9 protein-coding genes are annotated in these 14730 nt (G+C 69.8%); 6 read left to right on the top strand and 3 right to left on the bottom strand.

Features of this window, described 5'->3' with window-relative positions:
- Positions 1-122 precede the first annotated feature (122 nt).
- From ACPXCB_RS30185 to uppS, 3 genes are all read left to right on the top strand, one after another.
- Positions 123-950, top strand: a complete 828-nt coding sequence (locus ACPXCB_RS30185) for a GntR family transcriptional regulator (protein WP_425879396.1) — start codon at positions 123-125, stop codon at positions 948-950.
- The gene (locus ACPXCB_RS30180) at positions 947-1675 is read left to right on the top strand and encodes a PP2C family protein-serine/threonine phosphatase (RefSeq protein WP_425879394.1); all 729 of its coding nucleotides are present in this window, start codon (positions 947-949) and stop codon (positions 1673-1675) included. Before ACPXCB_RS30185 ends, ACPXCB_RS30180 begins: the two co-directional genes overlap by 4 nt.
- 250 nt (positions 1676-1925) lie before the next feature.
- Positions 1926-2696 carry a polyprenyl diphosphate synthase gene (gene uppS, locus ACPXCB_RS30175; RefSeq protein WP_357565547.1) on the top strand — a complete coding sequence of 257 codons (771 nt, stop codon included), beginning with the start codon at positions 1926-1928 and terminating at the stop codon, positions 2694-2696.
- A gap of 317 nt (positions 2697-3013) precedes the next feature.
- Here uppS and ACPXCB_RS30170 read toward each other — a convergent pair whose 3' ends face one another.
- Together ACPXCB_RS30170 and ACPXCB_RS30165 are read right to left on the bottom strand one after the other, a co-directional pair.
- Complete coding sequence (locus tag ACPXCB_RS30170; protein ID WP_425879392.1) at positions 3014-3850, bottom strand: hypothetical protein; 837 nt, start codon at positions 3848-3850, stop codon at positions 3014-3016.
- Between the two features lie 79 nt (positions 3851-3929).
- Positions 3930-4376, bottom strand: a complete 447-nt coding sequence (locus ACPXCB_RS30165; RefSeq protein WP_425879390.1) for a hypothetical protein — start codon at positions 4374-4376, stop codon at positions 3930-3932.
- A gap of 156 nt (positions 4377-4532) precedes the next feature.
- On the opposite strand from ACPXCB_RS30165, the gene ACPXCB_RS30160 reads away from it, so the two are divergent.
- A complete protein-coding gene (locus ACPXCB_RS30160; RefSeq protein ID WP_425879388.1) occupies positions 4533-4805 on the top strand; it encodes a recombinase family protein in 273 nt (90 codons plus the stop codon).
- Between the two features lie 624 nt (positions 4806-5429).
- Here the strand turns inward: ACPXCB_RS30160 and ACPXCB_RS30155 are convergent.
- Positions 5430-5681, bottom strand: coding sequence for a hypothetical protein (locus ACPXCB_RS30155; protein WP_425879386.1), 252 nt, complete (start codon positions 5679-5681; stop codon positions 5430-5432).
- A 450-nt stretch (positions 5682-6131) separates the two neighbouring features.
- On the opposite strand from ACPXCB_RS30155, the gene ACPXCB_RS30150 reads away from it, so the two are divergent.
- Both ACPXCB_RS30150 and ACPXCB_RS30145 read left to right on the top strand, forming a co-directional pair.
- Positions 6132-6377 (top strand): hypothetical protein, encoded by a 246-nt coding sequence (locus ACPXCB_RS30150; protein WP_425879384.1) that lies wholly within the window; start codon positions 6132-6134, stop codon positions 6375-6377.
- On the top strand, positions 6377-13951 hold the full coding sequence (locus tag ACPXCB_RS30145; RefSeq protein WP_425879382.1) for a DEAD/DEAH box helicase family protein: 7575 nt from the start codon (positions 6377-6379) through the stop codon (positions 13949-13951). The genes ACPXCB_RS30150 and ACPXCB_RS30145 overlap by 1 nt, the downstream gene beginning before the upstream one ends.
- Positions 13952-14730 lie beyond the last annotated feature (779 nt).

The following is a 14730-nucleotide window of genomic DNA, read 5'->3' as shown; positions in this document are numbered from 1 at the left end:
CTTTATGGGGCCAATGGGTGCGATCCCCTGGCCCTTCGGTCTTGTCTTGGGACAATGTTGACTGTCAGCCCCTCGGCTGTCAACGATAGTCCCAAGACAATTCTTGGAGATGAGGAGAAGCGGTGGCCGTACACTCGCGCTACCTGGACATTGCGGCCAAGATCCGGGAACGGATCAAGGCCAACGAGTGGGAGCCCGGTTCCAAGCTGCCGCGCCTCGACGACTTCGCCGCCGAGTACGGAGCCAACCGGGACACCATCGGGAGAGCTATCGGAGCGCTAGAGGCCGAGGGCTACGTCTGGGCGGTCCAAGGCAGGGGGATCATCGTCCGCCACGGGACCATCCGCCCACGTCGCCCTCGCGGAAACCTGGTGAAGAGGAATGCGACCGCCCCTGGCTACTCGTTCCCCTCGGCATCCAGCCAGGAAGTTTGGAAGCACCACATCCCACCGGTGGCAACGATCGAGCCACTGACCGACCCCCGGATTGCCAAGCTGCTTGGCGTCCCGGCAAGCACCGAAGTCCTACGGCGGTTTCGGGTCACCGGCCCGGAGTCAGAGCCTCCCTTCCAGATCAACATCTCCTGGATCCACCCTCGGGTAGCCGACATTCCAGGCGTTGCCTCGCAAGCGCCTGGCCCGGGGGACTGGCTGTACCGCCTAGAGCGCGCTGGCCACTGGCCGTTGAGCTGGATGGAGATCCACAGGGCGCGCATGCCCAGCAAGGACGAGGCGGCGCTACTTGAGATCCCGACCAGCCTCCCCGTCCTGGAGATCGTGCGTGTCGGCACATCTGGGGGTGACGGTCAGCCCGTCGAAGTGACGGAGTACGTCGTTGCTAGTGACCGTGTCGAGACCATCCACGTCCTGCACCGAGACGAGTCAGCGCAGGGTCCTTGGCCTGAACAGGCCGGCGAGACGCCCGATGGCAGGCACGGGGGTGCCTCATGACGTCAGCTCTCCACCTCGACCAGGCTGGTGGCTCCCACGTTGGATATGTCCGACGGCGCAACGAGGACGCGATCTACCTGGGGTGCTCTCTGATCGCCGTAGCTGATGGGCTTGGAGGACATGTCGCCGGCGACGTAGCCAGCTCAACGGTGATCGAGACACTTCGCCAGTACGACCAGGAAGTTGATCAGCAGGCCCTAGCCACCACGCTGGGGAAGGCTGTCGGTGCCGCCAACGACGCTCTTCGAGCACGGATCACGTCCGAACCTGAGCTCGCCGGCATGGGCACAACCTTGGTCGCCATGTTGATCAACGGGACGAGTGCTGCCCTGGCGAACATCGGGGATTCGCGGGCCTACCGGCTTCGCCGGTCAACCGGGCACACCACACAGATCACTGAAGATCACGTCTACGGGCAACTGGTCGCTGACGCTGCGGACGTACCCAATCTGCCCGAACGGTTAGCACGCTTCCTCGACGGGAGACTGGACGGCCGTTCACCAGACATCACCTTGTTGGCCTTGACCCCAGGCGACCGCTTCCTGCTCTGCTCCGACGGGCTCAGTTCGTACGTGCCGGAGCACCTCCTTCACACCGCCCTGACGGACGCCTCAACACCGAGGCAGGCGGTTGACCACCTGATCGCGGCGGCTCTCGAACACGGCGGTCCGGACAACATCACGGTCGCTGTCCTTGATGTTCTGGCGGGCGCAAACTCCGACTGAGCCGCCTCGGCCCTTACGGCCTCGCCGTAGCTTCCGGACCAAAGACAACCTCAACCCTGCTCAAGGGCCCTGCGCGAACGCCTGAGCCGGGGAATAGCTATCCCGTCTTTGACCAGCACTGGAGTTGTTTCTGGCCCGAAGCTACCGGCAGGCCTGGCCGGCGAGCAGTTATGAGAGTCGTGTGAAGGAACGAGCGAAACGCCGGGACTGTCAGCTCCGCTATGATTAGATCTCGCGAATGTGGACGACAGTGAAGAACGCTGCCTACGCGCTCTACGCGCGGCGCCTCAACGCGCAACTGGCCGGCGGGAGCCTGCCCCGGCACGTCGCGATCGTCATGGACGGCAACCGCCGATGGGCGCGACAGGCAGGGTTCACCGACGCCAAAATCGGCCACCGCTACGGGGCAGAGCACCTCGACGAGGTCCTTCAGTGGTGCGCAGCAATCGGCATCCAACATGTGACCGCGTTCGTCGCCTCCGTTGACAACCTGCAGAAGCGAGACTCCGACGAAGTCGACAACCTCCTGCGCATGATCGAGGACGTTGTCGCTGAACGCCTGACCCGGCCGTCCAGCATCTGGCAGGTCCACACGGCCGGCAGGCTCGACGTCCTACCGGACTCCACCAGGCACGCCCTCAAGCTGGCCGAAGAAGCCACCCGAGACAACAACACGGCCTTCCATCTCAACATCGCGATCGGCTATGACGGCCGTGAAGAGATCCTCAACGCCATCCGATCGCTGCTCGAAGAGCAAGGGCAAGCCGGTCACACCATCGACGACATTGCCCAACGGCTGACCGCCGACCAGATCGCCACCCACCTCTACACCAGCGGACAACCCGACCCCGACCTGGTCATCCGGACCAGCGGGGAACGCCGCATGTCAGGGTTCCTCCTCTGGCAAGCCGCATACTCCGAGCTGCACTTCACCGACGTCTACTGGCCCGGCTTCCGGAAAATCGACTTTCTCCGCGCCCTACGGTCCTACGCCGCCCGCCATCGCCGGTACGGTGCCTGACGCAGCACCACAATCCCCATCGGTTCCCGCAGGGGGCAACACCACCAAGCCAGACACCTCAGCCCGAGCCGCGCCCAGGGCCGGATCAATAACGTAAGCCGACCCTGGGCCAATTACGTGAGCGCCCACAATGGCGTGACTGCGGGCGATGGCTCCGACGGCCCAGGCCAGCAGCGGGCGGTGGGTGGCCAGGGTGGCGGTGCCGAGGATGGTGCGGGCGTCGGTCCGGTGGCTGTTGGTCATGGTGGTCTCCCCGTCGATGCTGGTCGGGCGGCGCACCCGTGCCCGGGCCGGTGGCGGCCCGGGCACGGGTGCAGTCAGCCGAGGTCCTGGTCGACGTCGACGACGTCGGGCAGGCGGGTCCAGCCGGTGGGGGTCCAGATCTGCCAGTGCTGGCCGGGGCCGGCGGGGGAGTCGCGGTGCAGGGCGCGGGCTACCGCGCGGTGCCAGGTTGGGTCGGTGGTCAGCGGTGCGTTGACGCTGCCGTAGGTGGTCGGGTACGGGGCCCCGGTGGGCTGGCCGTCGCCGTCGCGGATGTGCTGCATGAGCCGGGTCGGGGTGCGGGTGGCGGCCAGCCGCTCGGCGACGGCTGCCGCGGTGATGTGCTCGCGGACCAGCTCGGCCAGCACGTCGGCGACGGTGGCGGGCTCGCCGGTGAACAGCCGGCACTGCTGGGCGTACTCGTCGAGCTCCCTCCCTCCGAGGGAATTCGTCTGGTAGGTGGCGCTGCGGTGCGGGTGGCGCGGGTGGGTGGTGATCCAGCCGACGAAGCGGGCACCGAGGTACAGCCGGTGCTGCTCCGTACGGCCGGGGCCGGGCTGGGTGGGGCCGTCGACGCGGAGCTGGGTGTGCGGCACGGTCAGTCCGGTGTGCGGCAGGGTCACCGGCTCGCTGGTCGACGCGGTGACCGTGGCGTTGATCCAGGCCACGCGGATCGGGTTGGAGCGCGTGCAGGTGCGGCAGTCGATCGGCGCGGTGACGGCGGCACCGACCGTGACGGTGTCGCCTCGGGTGCTGGCCCCGCACGAGCCGGCGACGTAGCGGGGCTCGCCGGCCGGGCCCGTGATGCTGCTCAGGTTGCCGAGGTGGACGACGCGGCCTCGGCCGATGCGGACCGGTGCGAGTTGGGCGGGCCGGGTGTTGGTGCTGGTCATGGTCTCGATCCCTTCGATGTGCTGACGTGGGGTTGGTGGGAGCCGGGCCGGCCCACCGAGGGGCCGGCCCGGCTGGGTGTCAGCAGTCGTCGGGGTCGTTGCCGTCGTGCTGGTCGGCCGCGCCGTACAGCGAGACCGCGATCTCGGTGAGCTGGGCAAAGAGGCCGTGGCGGTAGACCACCTGGTTGCGGATCGCCTCGGCCTTCGGCGGCCACTGGCCGACCAGGTAGTCGGCCAGCGCCTGCCGGGCCTCGTCGGCGAGGGCCTGCGCCTGGTCGTTGCCGGCCAGGTCGACGGCGGCGGCGAAGATCGCGCCGGCGATGTCGTAGCCGACCCCGGCCGGGTGGTTGCGCACCCGCAGGTTGGCGGCTCGCAGGATGACCGCCGGGCTGAACGTGCCGGTCTCGAACGGGCACAGCGGGTGGCACGGGTCTCCGGCGCTGACGCCGTAGGCGTCGGCACCACAGCCGACGCACTGGTCGTTGTGGTCGATCTCCCGGGCCGGGATCGTCGTACGCTGGGGCATGGAACTCCCTTTCGCAGAGGGGTTGTTCTTCCTGGTCCGGCCAGGTGGTGGCTCACCTGGCCGGACCGTTCCTTGCCTCTCTATCGTACAGCAAAAGGTACAGGAAAAGCTCCCCCGGGGGCCTTTTCTGTACCTTTTTGCCGTACGCTGTAGGTCATGAGCAGCGAATCTGAGACGCGCCGGCCCGAGGTGTCGGCGGGGATGGCCGCGGCCCGGGACCGGGGTGTACGGCTGGGTCGACCGCCAGCGCCGGTGCCGCCCTCGGCCGCCCGGGCGGCGGAACTACGCGGCGAGGGGTTGTCGCTGGCGGCCATCGCCGAGAGGCTGAACGCCGAGCAGGTGCCGACCCCGTCGGGTAAGGGCAAGTGGGCCAAGAGCAGCGTCAGCTACGTGCTGACCCGGTATGACGCGGCGCAAGAGTCGGCGTAGGCCCGTGGTGGGCGGGGTTGCGGGCTTGCCCGCGCGCGGTGCCGGGGGTGGGGTGGGATCTCCTCGTGTCGGCCGATCTCCGATCGACCGGGCCGGCTCCGGGACGGCCAGGCTCGGCGTAGCCAGCCGCGAAGCGGCTTGGCCTGGTCGTCCCGGAGCCGGTCTGGTAGCCCTCTGGGCGGCCGGCGCGAGGGGATCCCACCCCTGGATGACCACTCACCCACCTGGCGCCGGCGGTCGCCCCCGGGCATCTCCGAGAGAGGCCCCGCCGGAGGCGTCGATATTGGAGAGCGCGACCACGGCGGCCCGGCGGCGGTCCGCGCCTCCTGGCTGGCTCGCTACCCCTGCCGGTGATTCCGCGGCATCGTCCTCTGGGGCGGCGCCGGCGGTGACGCGACCCCGGCCTGCCTGACGGCGGTGCCGAGGTGGCGACGAGCCTGCCAACGCGTCAAACCGCTCGCTGCCCGCAGCACAGGCAGGCAGCTACGCGGGACCACGCCGACCGCCAAGCCAAGCCCGCCCGGTAGGGCCTGTCCGCTTGCAGGCGCTCTTGCTCGCCGCCGTAAAGGGCGTCTCAGTCTTTGGAGGCCGGCCCCCTGCGGGGGGGGGCCGGCCTCCATCGGATCAGCGGATCGAGCGCTGCAGGGCAGCCTGAGTCGTTAGCGCGACGGCTACGGGCGTTACTACCTCGGGATAGAACCAGACAGCGATCCCTAGCAGTGCTGCGACCACAGCCGATCCACACCAGCTCACCAGACTGCGGCTAAAGCGAATTTCGAGCGTAATGTCCTGATTTTTCTCGCACACCTGGTCCGACGGCAATCGCTGAGACACGGCAGACTTCTTTCCGGGTGCTTCCTTGACAAAGACGAGCACCCCCTCGAAGGAACGCATTATCGAGGAAATCGGTGGGCGCTCGGCCTTAGCCCCCGAGCGCCCACCTCCCACGCAAAGCGCGGACCTCTTGCTGCCTAGCGTGCCCAGCGCTTCGCCGAGCCGTCGGACCTGCTGTGCGTCGCCGCATCGCGGGAAAAGGTGAGGGCATTTCGCGCACCGGGCGTTGTCGTTGATTCTCGCTGATTACAACCGGGATACCGGTTTCATGGCATCGCCCGTCACAGCCCGTCACGCCGCCCCCGTTGAGAAGTCGGTCCAGGTCAGTGACGCCGGGTGGGCCGCCGGTCATCGTCTTGAGCAGCCCCAGCGCGGTACGGGTGACCACCGTGCCGGTGGCGTCATCGTCCTCCCCTGGGGCGATGCCCCGGCGGTGACGCCACCCCGCGGCGTCGCGGCGGCGCCGGTGTGGGCCGGTGTGGGCCTGCTGACATGTCGATCTCACTCGACATCTTGGTTACGGTGATGATCAAGCGATCACATGGGGGAGCGATGGCTGACGACGCCGCTGTACCGATGGCCGCACCGGACGCGGAGGGCCTACCTGACACGGTCGCCGCCGGGCTGCAATCGCAGATCGATGACCTGACGGCCGCCCTGGAGCACCATCAACGCCTGTTCGAGTCGTTACGGGCGCATGGGCTGCTGCCCACCGATCCCGACGACGGGCGGCCGTGATGGCGGCGCCGGACCAGCCGGCGGCCGGGCCGGCGCGTGAGGTCGCCGAGCGTGTTGCGGCCTCGGTCGACCGGACCGCCGCGCTGCGCGGACGTGCCGGGTCGCTGGCCGCTCAGGTCGCCGGCCCGCCTCGCCTGTCGGCGGTCCCGGACGCGCGGCGGCAACGGCTGCTGGCCGTGCAGCGCGTGGCGGCCGAGTTCTACCGCGCGCAGCTCGACCAGCCCGACGGTGCGTCGCCGGCGCGGTGGCTGGCCGCCCAGGGTGTTCCGGTCGACGGGCGGTGGGCCGTCGGGTACGCGCCGGACCGGCCCGCCGCGCTGGTCAACGAACTGCGGCGGCGGGGCTTCACCGATGTGGAGATCCGGGCGTCCGGCCTTGCCGCGACCGGGCGCAGCGGGCAACTGGTCGACCGGTTCCGCAACCGGGTGATGGTCGGCATCCGCGAGCACCGCGATCCGGAGCGGCCGGTGGTCGGCTTCGTCGGCTACGCCCCGCCCGGCGTGCCGGACGTGGCGCCGGTGCTGCACAGCCCGGCCACGGCGGTGTTCCGCCCAGCCGAGGTGGTGTTCGGACTCGCCGAGCAGCCTGAGCGCACCAGCCGCTCGGTGGTGGCGCGCACCGCGTTGGAGGCCATCGCCCTGGCCGAGCGCGGCGACGGGGCGCCGCTGGCGGTGGCCGCGTGCGGGCCAGCCTTGACCGGGCTGCAGGTCGCGGCGCTCACCGCGCAGGCGGATCCGGCGGCCGGCGTCGTGGTGGTCGTCGACGAGGACGGCAGCGTCGACGGGCGCAGGTCCGCGGCGCGGGCTTTCCACGTGCTCGACCCGGCGGTGACCCGGCACCCGCAGCGGCCTGGGCCGGTGCTGGCCGCCGCTGTAGATGGCGAGGACACGTGGCCGCTGGTGGAGGTGGTGGTCACCGCCCGGGTCGACTGGGCCGTGCGGACCTTCACCACGGCGGCGGGCCGGGAGGTCGCCGCCCAGTCGATCCGCGCGATGCTGCACGGGCAACCGGACGAGATCGCCGAGCCGTTGGCCGCGTACGCCGCCGGCCGCCTCGGTGTCCCGGTCGACCCGACGCCGGCCGCACCCAGGCCGGCCGTGACTCCGCAGACGGCGGTGCCGGCGCCGGTGCCGGCCGTCCTCGATGGTGCGGCGACCACCACGGGCCCGCCGGTCGGCCCTGACCCCGACCAGCCGACCGCAGCAGCGCCAGAGACGGAGACAGCAGAGGATGAACCGGTACGGGGCGCAAGCCCAGAGGCACTGGCAGACGTACCTTCCGAACCGGTACGCGGCGTTGATAGCCGACGGGACGGACCTGAACAGCTTCTTCTCGACTTTGGGGGACCAGGCGCTCGCCCAGATCGAGGACCTGACGAGGCAACTGGCCGGCCCGGACCCGACCGGCGAGGGGTACCTGGACAAGCTGGGCCGGCTCAACGAGGCCCGGATGGCGGCCGAGGAACAGGTGCTGCCGGAGCTGATCCTGATCGACCCGGAGACCAACGAGACCAGCCCGCCGGGAACGCAGAGCCCGCCGCCGCGGACGGATCAGGACGACTGGATTCCGATGGTGGAGGACCCGACCGATCCGCGCTGGCAGGAGATCGCGGAGCAGGAAGCCGCGATGAACGACGACAGCGAGCCCCCCGCGCGCAGCTAGACCCCGAACCACCGGCCGCCGAACCGGCCGAACCGGCCGAACCGGCTGCGCCGGTTGAGCTGGCCGAGCCGGGCCCGCCGCCGCAGGCGCAACCGTCAGCTACGGCGCCCCACCAGGACCGTCCGGCGTCGTTCGTCCCGAGGGGCCAGGAGGATCTGGCCCCTCGGGGTGAGGTGGCCCGGCTCAACGCGAACCTGGCGGCGCTGCGCATCCTGCGCCTGCTTCAGGCCGAGGACCGGACGGCCACCGCCGAGGAGCAGGCGGTGTTGGCCCGATGGTCGGGGTGGGGTGCGGTGCCCGGGGTGTTCGAGGCCCGCGCCGACCACCGCGACCACGCGCGGTTCGCGGCGGCCCGCGAGCAACTGCGGCAGTTGCTCGACGAACGGGAGTACGCGGCGGCCGAACGCAACACCCTGAACGCGCACTACACCGACGCGGCGTATGTCCGCGCCATCTGGGACGCGGTCGCCGGCCTCGGGTTCGAGGGCGGGGACGTGCTGGAACCCGGCTGCGGATCGGGCACGTTCCTCGGCTTGGCGCCTGACGGCGCTCGACTGACGGGGGTGGAGGTGGAGCCGGTTACGGCCGGGATCGCTGCCGCGCTCTACCCGCACGCCACCATCCGCACCGAGTCGTTCGCGGATACCCGCGCGCCGGCCGGCACGTTCGACCTGACGATCGGCAACGTGCCGTTCGGGAACTTCGCGTTGGCCGACCGGCGGCACAACCCGGGCAAGCACTCGATCCACAACCACTTCCTGATCAAGAGCTTGCACCTGACCCGGCCCGGCGGCCTGGTGGTGGCGCTGACCTCCCGCTACACGATGGACGCCGCGAACCCGGCCGCCCGTCGGGAGATGGCGGCCCTGGCGGACCTGGTGGCCGCCGTGCGGCTGCCGACCGACGCGCATGAGCACGCCGCCGGCACCAAGGTCGTTACCGACCTGCTCATCCTGCGCCGCCGTGCGTCCGGCCAGGAGCAGGCGGGCATGGCCTGGGAGCAGACCCGGGAGATCGACGTTCCCGGCGGCGACACCATCCACGTCAACGAGTTCTTCGCCGCCCGGACCGACCGGATCCTCGGTGAGCTCTCCGTCGGCCGGGGCGCCTACCACGCACACGACCTGGTCGTCACCGGCAGCGGCGACACCGCCGCAGACCTGGCCCGGGTCTTGGCCGACGTGGTCGACGAGGCCCGCCTCGCCGGGTTGACCCTCACCCCGCGCGTCGAAGCCGGCCTGGCAGAGCCGGTCGCGGTTCTGGCCGCCGTCGGCCGCGAAGAGGGCCATATCGAGGCCCTCGACGACGGCACCTTCACCACCGTGCAGAACGGTCAGGTCGTCGAGCACAAGGTGCCCGCCACCCAGGCCGACGAGCTGCGCGCACTGCTGCTGCTGCGTGACACCGTGACCGAGCTGCTGCAAGCGGAGTCGTCGTCACTCGACGACGGCGACGAGCACCCCGACGGCCCACCGGCCGGCTCGGCGGCGTTTCTGCGGATCCGGCTGAACATCCTCTACGGCGCCTACGTCGAGCAGTACGGCTTCCTGAACCGCTACGACACCTACACCCGCCGGCAGCGCAACAAGGCCACCGGTGAGCTGGAGACGATCCTCGATGAGGAGACCGGCCAGCCGAAGCTGTACCGCAACTACCCCCAGCTCGGCGGCTTCCGCGGCATCGACCCGTACGCCGCCACGGTGTTGGCGTTGGAGAACTTCAACGACGACACCCGCACCGCCACCAAGGCGGACATCTTCAGCAAGCGGGTCATCCTGCCCCGGGCGCCCCGCCTGGGCGCCGACAGCCCCGAAGACGCGCTGGCCATCTGCCTCGACGACCACGGCGCGGTGCTCCTGCCGCAGATCGCCCGGCTGCTCGGCGTCGACGAGCCCGAGGCCCGCGAAGCCCTCGGTGAGCTGGTCTACGACGATCCCGGCACCGGTGGCCTGGTCGAAGCCGCCGCGTACCTGTCCGACAACGTGCGCGCCAAGCTCGACCAGGCGCTCGTCGCCGTCGAGGACGACCCGAGGTTCGAGGTCAACGTCCGTGCCCTGCAACGGGTCCTGCCCCGCGACGTCGGCCCCGGCGAGATCATGGTGTCCTTCGGCGCTCCGTTCATCGACTACACCGAGGTGCAGGCGTTCCTCCAGGAGATCCTGCGCGATCCGCGGCTGAGGGTGACGCACCCCGGCGGATCAGACTGGCAGGTCAAGGGCAGCCGGACCGGTGTGCTCGCCTGCTCGACCTGGGGCACCCCCGGCATGTCCGCGCCCGAGTTGGCGCAGCGCTTGTTGACCAAGACTCCGATCCGGGTCTTCTACGAGGTCGAGAAGGGCAAGCGGGCGCTCGATGTGGAGGCGAGCGCCGCCGCGCAGGCCAAGGCTGTCGAGCTGGAGGAGCGGTTCGAAGCCTGGGTGTGGGAGGAACCGGAGCGGGCCGCCCGCATCGCGGCCACCTACAACCGGATGTTCAACGCCCACGTGCCCCGCTCCTACGTCGGGGCGCGGCGCAGCCTGCCCGGTATCTCGGTGGAGTTCAAGCCCCGCCCGCACCAGATCGAGGCGGTCACCCGGATCGTCAACGAACCCGGGGTCGGCCTGTTCCACTGCGTCGGCGCCGGCAAGACCGCCGTGATGGCGATCGGCGCGATGGAACTCAAGCGCCTTGGGCTGGTCAACAAGCCCGCCATCGTCGTGCCGACGCACCTGCTCGAACAGTTCTCCCGGGAGTTCCTCCAGATCTACCCGCAGGCCCGGGTTCTGGCCGCCGGGCAGGACGACACCAGCGCCGCCCGCCGGCAACGGTTCGTGGCGCGCTGTGCCACGGGCAACTGGGACACCGTCATCATGGCCGCCAGCTTCTTCGAGACGCTGCGGCTGTCCGACGCAGAGCAGCGCCGCTTCCTCGACGGTGAGCTGAAGGACCTCCGCAACAAGATCGAACGAGCGCACGCGCAGGCCGTCGCCAACGGCGAAGACCCGGACCGCAACGCCGCCGTCAAGCGACTGCAAGGCTCCCTGATCCGCAAAGAGGAGAAGATCAAGGAGAAGTTCGACAAGCCGACCGACCCCGGCGTGACGTTCGACCAGACCGGCGTCGACTTCGTCTTCCGCGACGAGTGGCACGACCTGAAGAACGACACGATCACCTCCAGCATCGTCGACGCCAGCAACGACGGCTCCGACCGGGCGATCGACTTCCGGGCCAAGCTCGACTTCCTGCGCCGCCGCTACGGCCAGCGTGTGGTGTGCGGGGCCACCGCCACCCCGATCGCCAACTCGGTGCGTGAGCTGTACGTCGTCACCCGGCATCTGCGCCCGGACCTGCTCGAAGCCACCGGCACCATGGACTTCGACACCTGGGCGTCGGTGTTCGGCAAGGTCGTCACGTCGGTGGAGATCTCACCCACCGGCAGCGGCTTCCAGACCAAGTCTCGGCTGGCGAAGTACACCAACGCCGCCGAGCTGTCGCTGATGCTGCGCACCTTCGGCGACATCCGCACCCCCGAAGACCTGCAACTGCCCACCCCGCTGCTGAGCGTCAACGCCGACGGGCACCGGGCCCCGCACGTCATCAGCATCGACCCGGCGCCCGAGCTGGTCGACTTCATCGCCTCCCTCGACGACCGCGTCGAGTGGTGCCGCAACAACCCCCGCGACCGGGACATCGACAACATCCTGAAGATCTCCGGCGAGGCGCGGGCCGCGTCGCTGGACCTGCGGCTGCTCGGCGCGGCCCAGGACACCCCGGGAAAGATCGACGTGGCGGCCCGCAACATCGCCGAAATCTGGCAGGCGCACCGCGAGACCCGCTACCTGGTCGACCCGGACGCCGAGAACCCGGTCGAGCATCCAACGCCGGGCGCGCTGCAGATCGTGTTCTGTGACCTGGGCACGCCGAAGCCGAAGGACTCGCAACGGTGGACGGCGTACGAGGCGCTGCGTGGCCGGCTCGTCGAGCTGGGGATGCCCCGCGAGGCCGTCAGGTTCATCCACGAGGCCAACAGCGACAAGGAGAAGGCCAACCTCTTCGCCGCCTGCCGCAACGGCGAGGTGTCAGTGCTCATCGGCTCGACCGGTCGGATGGGCACCGGCACCAACATCCAGAACCGGGCCGTCGCCCTGCACCACCTCGACTGCCCGTGGCGCCCGGCCGACATCACCCAACGAGACGGCCGGATCATGCGCCAGGGCAACCAGAACGCCGAGGTCAGCATCTACCGGTACGTCGTCACCGGCTCGTTCGACGCCTTCAGTTGGCAGACCGTCGCTCGCAAGGGCGGCTTCATCGACCAGATGATGCGCGGCACCGTGGCCCGCGAGATCGAGGACGTCTCCGACGAGACCCTTCAGGCCCACCAGATCAAGGCGATCGCCACCGGCAACCCACTGCTCATCGAGAAGGAAGAGCTGGGCATGGAGCTGGCCCGGCTGGAACGGGCCAACCGCTCCCACCACAACACCCACGCCGCCCTGGAGAAGCAGATCCGGGAGCTGCACCAGTGGATCGCCGTCGACGAACGGCGCATCGAGGCCCTGGACCAGACGATCGCCCAGCGCCAGGACATCCGCGGGGAGAAGTTCCGGATGACCGTCGCCGGCCACCACCTCGACAAGCGTCCCGACGCCGGCCGCGCACTGCAACACGCCATCACCGCCGCGTCCGCCGGCCTCGGCGCCACCGAGCAACGCGACCAGGTGCCGCTGGCCAAGCTGGGAGGCTTCGACGTCACCGCCACCATCTGGAACGGCCGCGACGGGGTCCTGGTCTCCCTCACCATCAATGGTGACTCCGGCATGAGCACCAAATTCTCGCTGACCGACGCCACCACCGGCGACGCCACCGGCCTCATCCGCCGCCTCGAACACCACCTCGCCTCCCTGGAGTCCCGATGCGGCCAGCTCGTCGCCAACATCGCCAGCCAACGAGAAGAGATCCAGCGCGCCCACACCCAACTCGGCCAGCCTTTCGCCCGCCACGACGAACTCGTCGACACCCGACGCCGAATGCGAGCCGTCTCGGCCGCCGTCGACGCGATCGCGGACCTCGACTCCGTCCCGGTCAACACCGCCAGCGCACCCGCCGTACCGGTCACCCTGGACGACGCCTGGATGCCCGAGCATGTACGCGACAGCCTCACCGCCGACGAACACGCCTGGCTGGCCACCCGAGTCCACCGCGTCGCCAACGCCGGCACGCTACAAGGTGCCGCCCGCGCCCAGGACGACGTCGCCGCGTTCGCCGCCACCTTCGACAAGGCGCTCACCGCCATGCTCGGCGACCCGAACGAACCCAACCTGTCCGTGGCCATCTTCCTCAAGTGCGACAACCCCGACTGGCGAGCGAGCCTGTTCAACGCCGCCCGCCAGGCCGTCCACGACACCATCCGTGCCACGCCGACACCAGAAGCCGGCCCGGTCCCAGTCGATGCCAGCGCAGACCGGCCCGGCCCCAGCCCGGCCAGCCCACTGACACCGGCCGCCATCGTCGCGGCCACCACGCCGGCGGATCGGGCGCTGCTCGACGCCTGCACACGGCAGGCCGTACGCGCTGGCGACGTCCAAGCCGCCGCGCGCGCCAGCGACAAGACCGCCTTCACCACGGCGTTCACCGCCGCGATGACCACCGCCATCAGCCAGCTCGATGACCCCGCTGACGTAGGACGCCTCGCCGAACTGCACGGCGATCAGGCGTTCCGCGACGGCCTGGCCCACCTCGTTTGGGACAAACTCACCCCCCGGCGACCGAATCACCAGAGAGGGCCCGGCACACGGTCCGCCAACGCGGCTGCGGTCGCCGCCACGGCGTTCTTGCCGGCCGGCACGGTGACGGCGGCGCCCGTCTCCCCCGCCCCTGTCACTACCCACCGGGTTGCCCGCCACGACCACGCCCACGTACCCGAGCGGTGACCTACACCGATGCGACACGTCCTCACGCTCCTGGGTGCCGTGGTCGCCGCCCGCGTCCAGTCACGGTGACGTCCCGGCCTGCGCGCACCGGCGCGAGCCTCTACCCGGGTCGTCAGTCGGTGGGCGCGGCACCCCGGCTACAGCCAGGCCCGACCATGCACCACAACTACTGAAAGTAACGGGTCTTGGAGATGCCCTCGCCCCTTGGGTCAGAGGAGCGACTTTCTTCCCTCAGCCGGCGACCGCCACCGCCGCCACCGCAGACAGCCATCACTGTGACGCACATCACGCCCCTCGGCTCATCGAAGAAGCAGGCAGAGCCAGGTTCCGACTGCGGAGGGCGGCCTCAGCCCCAGTTTCGACAGGGCTGGCACCAGCCTCTCCTGGGCAACATCCTCAACACGCGGCGGGCCAAGGACCTGGTTCCACCGGCTCAGCCGGCGCGGCGTGCGGCGCGCGGACCAAGGGCCTGGTCCACTGGCTCAGCCGGCGCAGCGCGCGAACCACGGACCACGAGAGCTGGTTCCCTCGCACACCTTCTGGTGATGTCACCCCGCAGACTCTGCCGGAAGCCAGCACGAACGAGGGCCTTAGATCCACTGACTCACGTCGGCCAGGAGAATCTCTGCACCTCACCTTCGATCGATCGGCACCTGGTACTCGCGGAGTCGCTAGCGGGGCGTCGTGGAGCCGCCGAAGCAGGCAATTGCGGTTGGTGGAATCGGTACGTGTTCTGCGTTGGTTTGACGCCTCGCGAAGGGGAATGACGAGAAGAGAGG

Source organism: Micromonospora sp. DT62 (genome assembly GCF_049847285.1).
GTDB lineage: Bacteria > Actinomycetota > Actinomycetes > Mycobacteriales > Micromonosporaceae > Micromonospora > Micromonospora reichwaldensis.
Note: the sequence above shows the minus strand (reverse complement) of the source record. Positions and strands in the feature narration are given on the sequence as shown.